Source organism: Nocardiopsis sp. LOL_012 (genome assembly GCF_048060475.1).
Classification (GTDB): domain Bacteria; phylum Actinomycetota; class Actinomycetes; order Streptosporangiales; family Streptosporangiaceae; genus Nocardiopsis.
In genome coordinates, this window is the sequence record NZ_JBHMIV010000030.1 from 56,683 (window position 1) to 62,682 (window position 6,000).

Sequence of the window (6,000 nt, forward strand, 5' to 3'; positions counted from 1 at the left end):
TCGGTCAGCCTGCGGAAACGTGTTCGGGGGCGGGGCGGCGATCCCACTCGATCCGCGTCCAGTGCGGGTCGGCGGCCTCGGGGCGCTCCGCCAGGAACGGCTCCTCCGGCAGGTCGGGGGCCCAGTGCCCGTGCTCGCGCAGCCACTGCTCGCTGTAGACGGTGTCCTGGTACCGGTAGCCGTCGTCGGGGAAGACGACGACGGTGCTCTCCCCGCCGTCGCGCCGGGCGTACCAGTCGGCGGCCAGGTGGGCGGCGCCGCTGGTGGGGCCCACGAACATGCCGCGCTCGGAGAACAGGCGGCGGGTGGTCTCGAACGCCGCCGCGGCGCTCACCCAGTGCACCTCGTCGTAGGAGCGGTGGACGACGTTCCCCGGCCGGATGCTGCTGCCGAGGCCGCGCAGCGCCCGGGGGCCGTTGTCCAGGCCGAAGATGACGCTGCCCGGGGTGTCCACGCCGACCACCCGCGGGTCCGCTCCGAACAGGCGGAGCGCGCTGGAGATGCCGCCGCTGGAACCGCCCGAGCCCACCGGGCCGACCAGGCGGTCCACCCGGCCGACCGTCGTGGCGATCAGCTCGGCCACCGGGAGGTACGAACCGGGGTTTCCGGGGTTGTCGTACTGGCCGGGCACGAACGCCCCGGGCAGTTCGCGGCGTAGCTCCTCCAGACGGGTCAGGCGCGCGCCCTGGATACCGCCCGGGGCGTCGAAGTCGTCGACGATCTCGACGCGGGTCCCCAGCATCTCCAGCCGGGTCCGCAGCGCGGGGTCGATGGCGGGGTCGCCGACGATCGTGAGCGGGTGCCCCCAGTGCCGGCAGACCAGGGCCAGGCCGAGGGCGAAGGTCCCGGAGGAGGTCTCCAGCACGGGTGCGCCCGGCGCCAGGAGCCCGCTGGACCGGGCCTGTTCGACGATGTGCTTTGCAGGCAGGAGCTTCATGAGGCTGAAGACGACCGCGTGGAGGTTGGGGCGCAGGCGCACGATGCGAGGCATGACCATCGCCTCGACCATCGAGCCGTAGACCGCGGGTGGCTGGTTCATCGGGGGTCCCTACTTTCGTACGTGGGCGGAGAAGCGCCAGGTGTCCTCGACGCCGAGGTCGCCGAGCATCCGTTCGGCGCGGTCCCGGGCGTCGTCGATGTCGGGGTCGCGGCCGTCGAACAGCAGGCCCGCGATGTCCCCGCTGTGCGCCACCTGGATCCCCACGGCCCCGCAACGGCGGACGAGGGCCTCCAGGTCCGCGAAGCCGGGGACCGGGAGGTGGCGCTGGTTGATCCTGCTGCTGGCCCAGGCGACCGCTCCGACCCCCGCCGGGTCCTGTTCGACCACGGCCTCGCGCAGTCCGGCGCGCAGATCGGCGAACTCGGCGACCTCGCCGGGGCCGTAGGCGGCGGGCCGCATGTCCAGGGTCGAGATCCCCGCGCCGTCCCGGCTGGTCCCGAACCCGAGCACGGACAGGGGCGGCAGGGGGCCGGTGAACTCCTCGACCAGGACCCCTTCTCGCTGGGCGAACAGCACCGCCCGGTCGCCGAACATCAGCGAGTCCGAGGCCAGCTCGGCGCGGACCGCGAGCCGGGCCGTCACGGCGCTGTCGGGTCTGCGTCCGCAGGCGTCGTGGACCGCCAGGACCGAGGCGATCACGTCGCTGGTGGAGGATCCGAACCCGCGGGCCAACGGGACGTCGGACTGGAGGTAGAGGTGTCCCCCGGTGTAGGAGCGGCCCAGGGCCGCGAGGGCCTCGGCCGCGGCCCGGAACGCCTTGGTCCTGTCGGGCGGGCTCACCGTGAGCACGGGAGCGGGGGAGGGCTCGAAGACCACGTAGGAGCGGTAGAGGTCGCAGGGCATCGTCACCAGCCCGCGGACCAGCCGCCCCTCGTGCTCGAACATCCCCTGGAGGATCTCCCCGTGGTGCGCCAGAGAGGAACCGAAGCCCATACCGACCGCGCGGGACGCGGCTCGGGGCGTCCTCGGGGAGCTCGTGTCACTGGTCGTCTCGTCTTCCGATGTCCGCATTCCGCTACCCATTCCGTGGCACATCGCCGCACACCCGGCTCCGGTCAGGAAGGACACTACGGAGTCCGGGACCGCCCGCCAGGCAGTGCGGGGCGGCAGCCGACCGGCAGTCCCACCAGGGCTTTCCCGAATACGCGAGAGCCCCGGACCCGGAGGTTCACTCCGTGTCCGGGGCTCTTCGCCGACCGACGGCCCGTAGCCGTCGGCCCAGGCCGGTCCCGCTCGTGGCGGGCACCGGAACCGTCACCGTGCGGACGGGGTCAGCCGACCAGGCTCGTGGGCCGGATGTCGGCCCAGTTCTCCTCGATGTAGTCCAGGCAGGCCTGGCGGCCGTCCTCCTCCTTGGCCACGGACCAGCCGGCCGGGGCGTCCGCGAAGGACGGCCACAGCGAGTGCTGGCCCTCCGCGTTGACCAGAACGCGGAAGCGGCCCTCGGTGTCCTCGAAGGGGTTGGTCATGTCAGGATCTCCTTCACTGCGCCGCGGTGCGCGGCGCCGTCGGTGGTGTCCAACCGCGCGGCCAGGACCCCGCCGATCCGTTCGATCGGCCCTGGGTCCGCCATGCGCGCGTGTGTCGCCCCGACCCGGTGTACGTCGATCTCACCTCCCACGTGCTCCGTCCAGGCACCGGTGTCGGGTGCTCCGTCCATCCGTCCCAGTTCCGCCCGGAAGAAGGTGACGTCACCCTCGAAGACGCCCGGGACGAAGTTCTGTGCGATCTCCACGTGGTTGACCGCGGCGGTGACCAGTGCGGCCACCTCGGACTCCTCGAATCCGGCCAGGACCGGGTCCAGGCGGCGCAGTTCGGCCACCGCCCGGTCGAGGTCGAAGGGCTCCTCCCGCTCCTGGGCGGTTCCGGGATCCTCCGGAGTCCGGCCCAGGAGCATGCCCAGCATCTGCTCGTGGCCGGGCGCGGACGCGCCCCCGATGCCGTGGGCGGGGTAGGAGTCCATCAGGGCGAGCAGTTCGACCTCCTCACCCTGTTCCTGGAGGGCGGTCGCCATGGCGTGGGCGACCAGCCCCCCGAAGGAGTAGCCCAGGAACCGGTAGGGCCCTTCGGGCTGCACCTCCCTGATCTGGCGGAGGTAGTCCGCCGCGATCTCCTCCACGCTCGCGGGGAGCGCGTCCGGTTCCCTCAGCGCCCGGCTCTGCAACCCGTAGAGGGGTCCGCCGATCCGGCGGGCCAGGCCCGCGAAGCACCAGCTCATCCCTGCGGCGGGGTGGACGCAGAAGAGCGGGCGCCCCTCGCCCTCCGGTTGGAGGGGCAGCAGGACGTCGAGGGCGCCGGCGCGGTCCCCGCCGCCGAGGAGTCCGGCGACCGTGGGGGTCTGGAAGAGGTCCCGCACCCGCAGGTCGAGTCCGGTGTCCTCGTTGATGCGGCTCACCAGGCGGGTGGCGAGCAGGGAGTGGCCGCCCAGGTCGAAGAAGGAGTCGTCGACCCCGACCCGGTCCAGGCCCAGGACCTCGGCGAAGATCCGGCACGCGATCTCCTCGCGGGGTGTGCGGGGGCCGCGCCCCCCGGAGAGCGCCCCGTAGTCGGGGGCGGGCAGGGCACGGCGGTCGAGCTTGCCGTTGCCCGTCAGCGGCAGCCGGTCCATGGGCACGAACATCGAGGGGACCATGTAGTCGGGCAGGGTCTCGCCCATGCTCCGGCGCAGTTCCGCCCGGTCCAGGCCGTGGCCGGGGTCAAGCACCACGTAGGCGACGAGCCGCTTGTCGCCGGGGCGGTCCTCACGGACCACCACCGCGCACTGGGCCACCCCGGGCCTGGAGCCGAGTACCGCCTCGACCTCGGCCGGCTCGATCCGGAACCCCCGGATCTTGATCTGTCCGTCGATCCGGCCGATGAAGCGGATCCGGCCCTGGCGGGTCCAGCGCACCAGGTCCCCGGTCCGGTACATGCGGCGGCCGGGCTCCCCGAGCGGATCGGCGACGAACCGTTCCGCGGTCAGGTCCGGGCGCCCGACGTATCCGCGGGCCACGTGCGCGCCGCCCACGTACAGTTCACCGGTGGCGCCGGGCGGCACCGGCCGGAGCCGGTCGTCGAGGACGTACATGGTGGTGTCGTCCATGGGCGTGCCCAGGTGGACCTCGTCGAGTCGGCGCTCCCCGGTGCCGAAGGCCTGGTAGCTCGACCACACGGTCGTCTCCGTGGGCCCGTACCCGTGGACCACCACGGTGTCGGGGCAGTGGTCCAGGACCCTCTGGAGGGCGCCGGGCGAGGCGACGTCGCCGCTGAACCACACTTCGCGCAGCAGGGCGAGGGCCTCCACGCACTCGTCGGCCATGACGTTGAACAGCCCGGTCGTGAAGTAGGCGGCGGTCACCGCCCGTTCCCGGACGGTGTCGGCCAGGACCCGGGCGTCGCCGTCGGTGCGCGGCGCCAGGACCAGGGTCGACCCGCGCAGGAGCGGCACCCACATCTCGTAGGTGGAGGCGTCGAACCCGTAGGCGGAGTGCACCATGACCCGGCGGTGGGCGTCCCCGTCCCAACAGCGGTCCGAGACGAGGCCGACGACGTTGCGGTGGTCGACCGCCACGCCCTTGGGCCTGCCGGTGGACCCGGACGTGAACATCACGTACAGCAGGGCCAGGTCCCCGACCCGTACCCCGGGGCTGTGCCCGGGGCCGTCGGCGGGCAGGGCGTCGACCACGGCGACCGGCGTCCCCCGCCCGGCCTCGGCGGTGACGACGTCGCCGTCGCGCGCTCCGCTGTCGGTGAGCAGGGCCCGGGCGCCCGTCTCGGCCATGATGGTCCGCACCCGGGAGGCGGGGAAGGAGGCGGCCAGCGGTACGTAGGCGGCCCCGCACTTGACGACCGCGAGGGTGGCCACCATCTGGTGGACGGAGCGGTCCATGAGCACGGCCACCGCGGACTCGGGCTCCACGCCGAGGGCGATCAGGTGGTGGGCGAGCCGGTTGGCGCGCGTGTCCAGTTCGGCGCAGGTGAGGCTCTCGTCGCCGCTGACCAGGGCGACCGCGTCGGGGGTCTCGTTCACGCGGTCCTCGAAGAGTTCGTGGACCAGGGCGCGGGGAGGTCCGGTGACGGCGGTGCCGTTGTACTCCTCCACGGCGTGCGCGTACTCCTCCTCCGTCAGGACCGGCAGGTCGCGCACCCCGGTGGCGGGGTCGGCCGAGGCGGCGTCGAGCAGGCGGCAGAGCCGGGCCGCCAGCAGGGCGGCGCTCTCGGCGTCGAACAGGTCGGTGGCGTACTCCAGACCTCCGTCGAGCCCGGCGGGGGCGCCGTCGGGGCCGCGGCGCTCCCTGAGGACGAAGGTGAGGTCGAACTTGGCCATGCCGGTGGCGAAGGGCTCCTCCGCCACGTCGAGTCCGGGCAGCCCCAGGGAGGCCTGGGTGTCGTTCTGGAGGGTGAGCATGACCTGGAAGAGCGGGTGGTGCGCGGTGGAGCGGGCGGGGTTGACCGCCTCCACGAGCCGCTCGAAGGGCAGGTCCTGGTGGGCGAAGGCGGCCAGGTCGGCCTCCTTCACCCGTTCCAGGAGCGCGCCGAACCCGGGGTTGCCGGAGGTGTCGGTGCGCAGGACCAGGGTGTTGACGAAGAACCCCACCAGGTCCTCCAGTGCCGTGTCCGCGCGTCCGGCGACGGGGGTGCCGAGCGGGACGTCGGAGCCGGCGCCCATCCGGTCCAGCAGGACCGCCAGGGCGGCCTGGACCGCCATGAACAGGGTGGCGTCGTGGTCGGCGGCGACCTCGGCGAGCCTGCGGTGGACGTCCGCGGGGACGTCGAAGGTGAGGACCTCTCCGCGGTAGGAGGCGGCGGCGGGCCGGGGCCGGTCGGCGGGCAGGTCCAGCGCCTCGGGGGCGCCCTCCAGGGCCTTCCGCCAGAACTCGGTCTGGACGTCGAGGGGGGTGCCGTCGGCGTCGTCGTCCAGGAGGCCGCGCTGCCAGAGCGCGTAGTCGGCGTACTGGATCTCCAGCGGCTCCCAGTCCGGCACCGCGCCCCGCGACCGGTCCCGGTAGGCCCGCCCCAGA

General features: G+C 73.4%; 4 protein-coding genes. All 4 read right to left on the reverse strand.

Annotated features, from left to right (window positions below; translation table 11 throughout):
* Positions 1 to 4: 4 nt before the first annotated feature.
* Positions 5 to 1,039, reverse strand: coding sequence for a PLP-dependent cysteine synthase family protein (locus tag ACFHWE_RS18100; RefSeq protein ID WP_416602850.1), 1,035 nt, complete (start codon positions 1,037 to 1,039; stop codon positions 5 to 7).
* A 9-nt stretch (positions 1,040 to 1,048) separates the two neighbouring features.
* Positions 1,049 to 2,011, reverse strand: a complete 963-nt coding sequence (locus ACFHWE_RS18105; protein WP_416602851.1) for a GHMP kinase — start codon at positions 2,009 to 2,011, stop codon at positions 1,049 to 1,051.
* 260 nt (positions 2,012 to 2,271) lie between these two features.
* Positions 2,272 to 2,469 (reverse strand): MbtH family protein, encoded by a 198-nt coding sequence (locus tag ACFHWE_RS18110; protein ID WP_416602852.1) that lies wholly within the window; start codon positions 2,467 to 2,469, stop codon positions 2,272 to 2,274.
* A partial coding sequence (locus ACFHWE_RS18115; protein WP_416602853.1) for a non-ribosomal peptide synthetase occupies positions 2,466 to 6,000 on the reverse strand: 3,535 nt, incomplete at its 5' end. The genes ACFHWE_RS18115 and ACFHWE_RS18110, both read right to left, overlap by 4 nt.

Excerpts from the sequence above, each read along its gene's own strand:
- ACFHWE_RS18100 (WP_416602850.1), bottom strand. The coding sequence starts at position 1,039 with ATGAACCAGCCACCCGCGGTCTACGGCTCGATGGTCGAGGCGATGGTC.
- ACFHWE_RS18105 (WP_416602851.1), bottom strand. The coding sequence starts at position 2,011 with ATGCGGACATCGGAAGACGAGACGACCAGTGACACGAGCTCCCCGAGG.
- ACFHWE_RS18110 (WP_416602852.1), bottom strand. The coding sequence starts at position 2,469 with ATGACCAACCCCTTCGAGGACACCGAGGGCCGCTTCCGCGTTCTGGTC.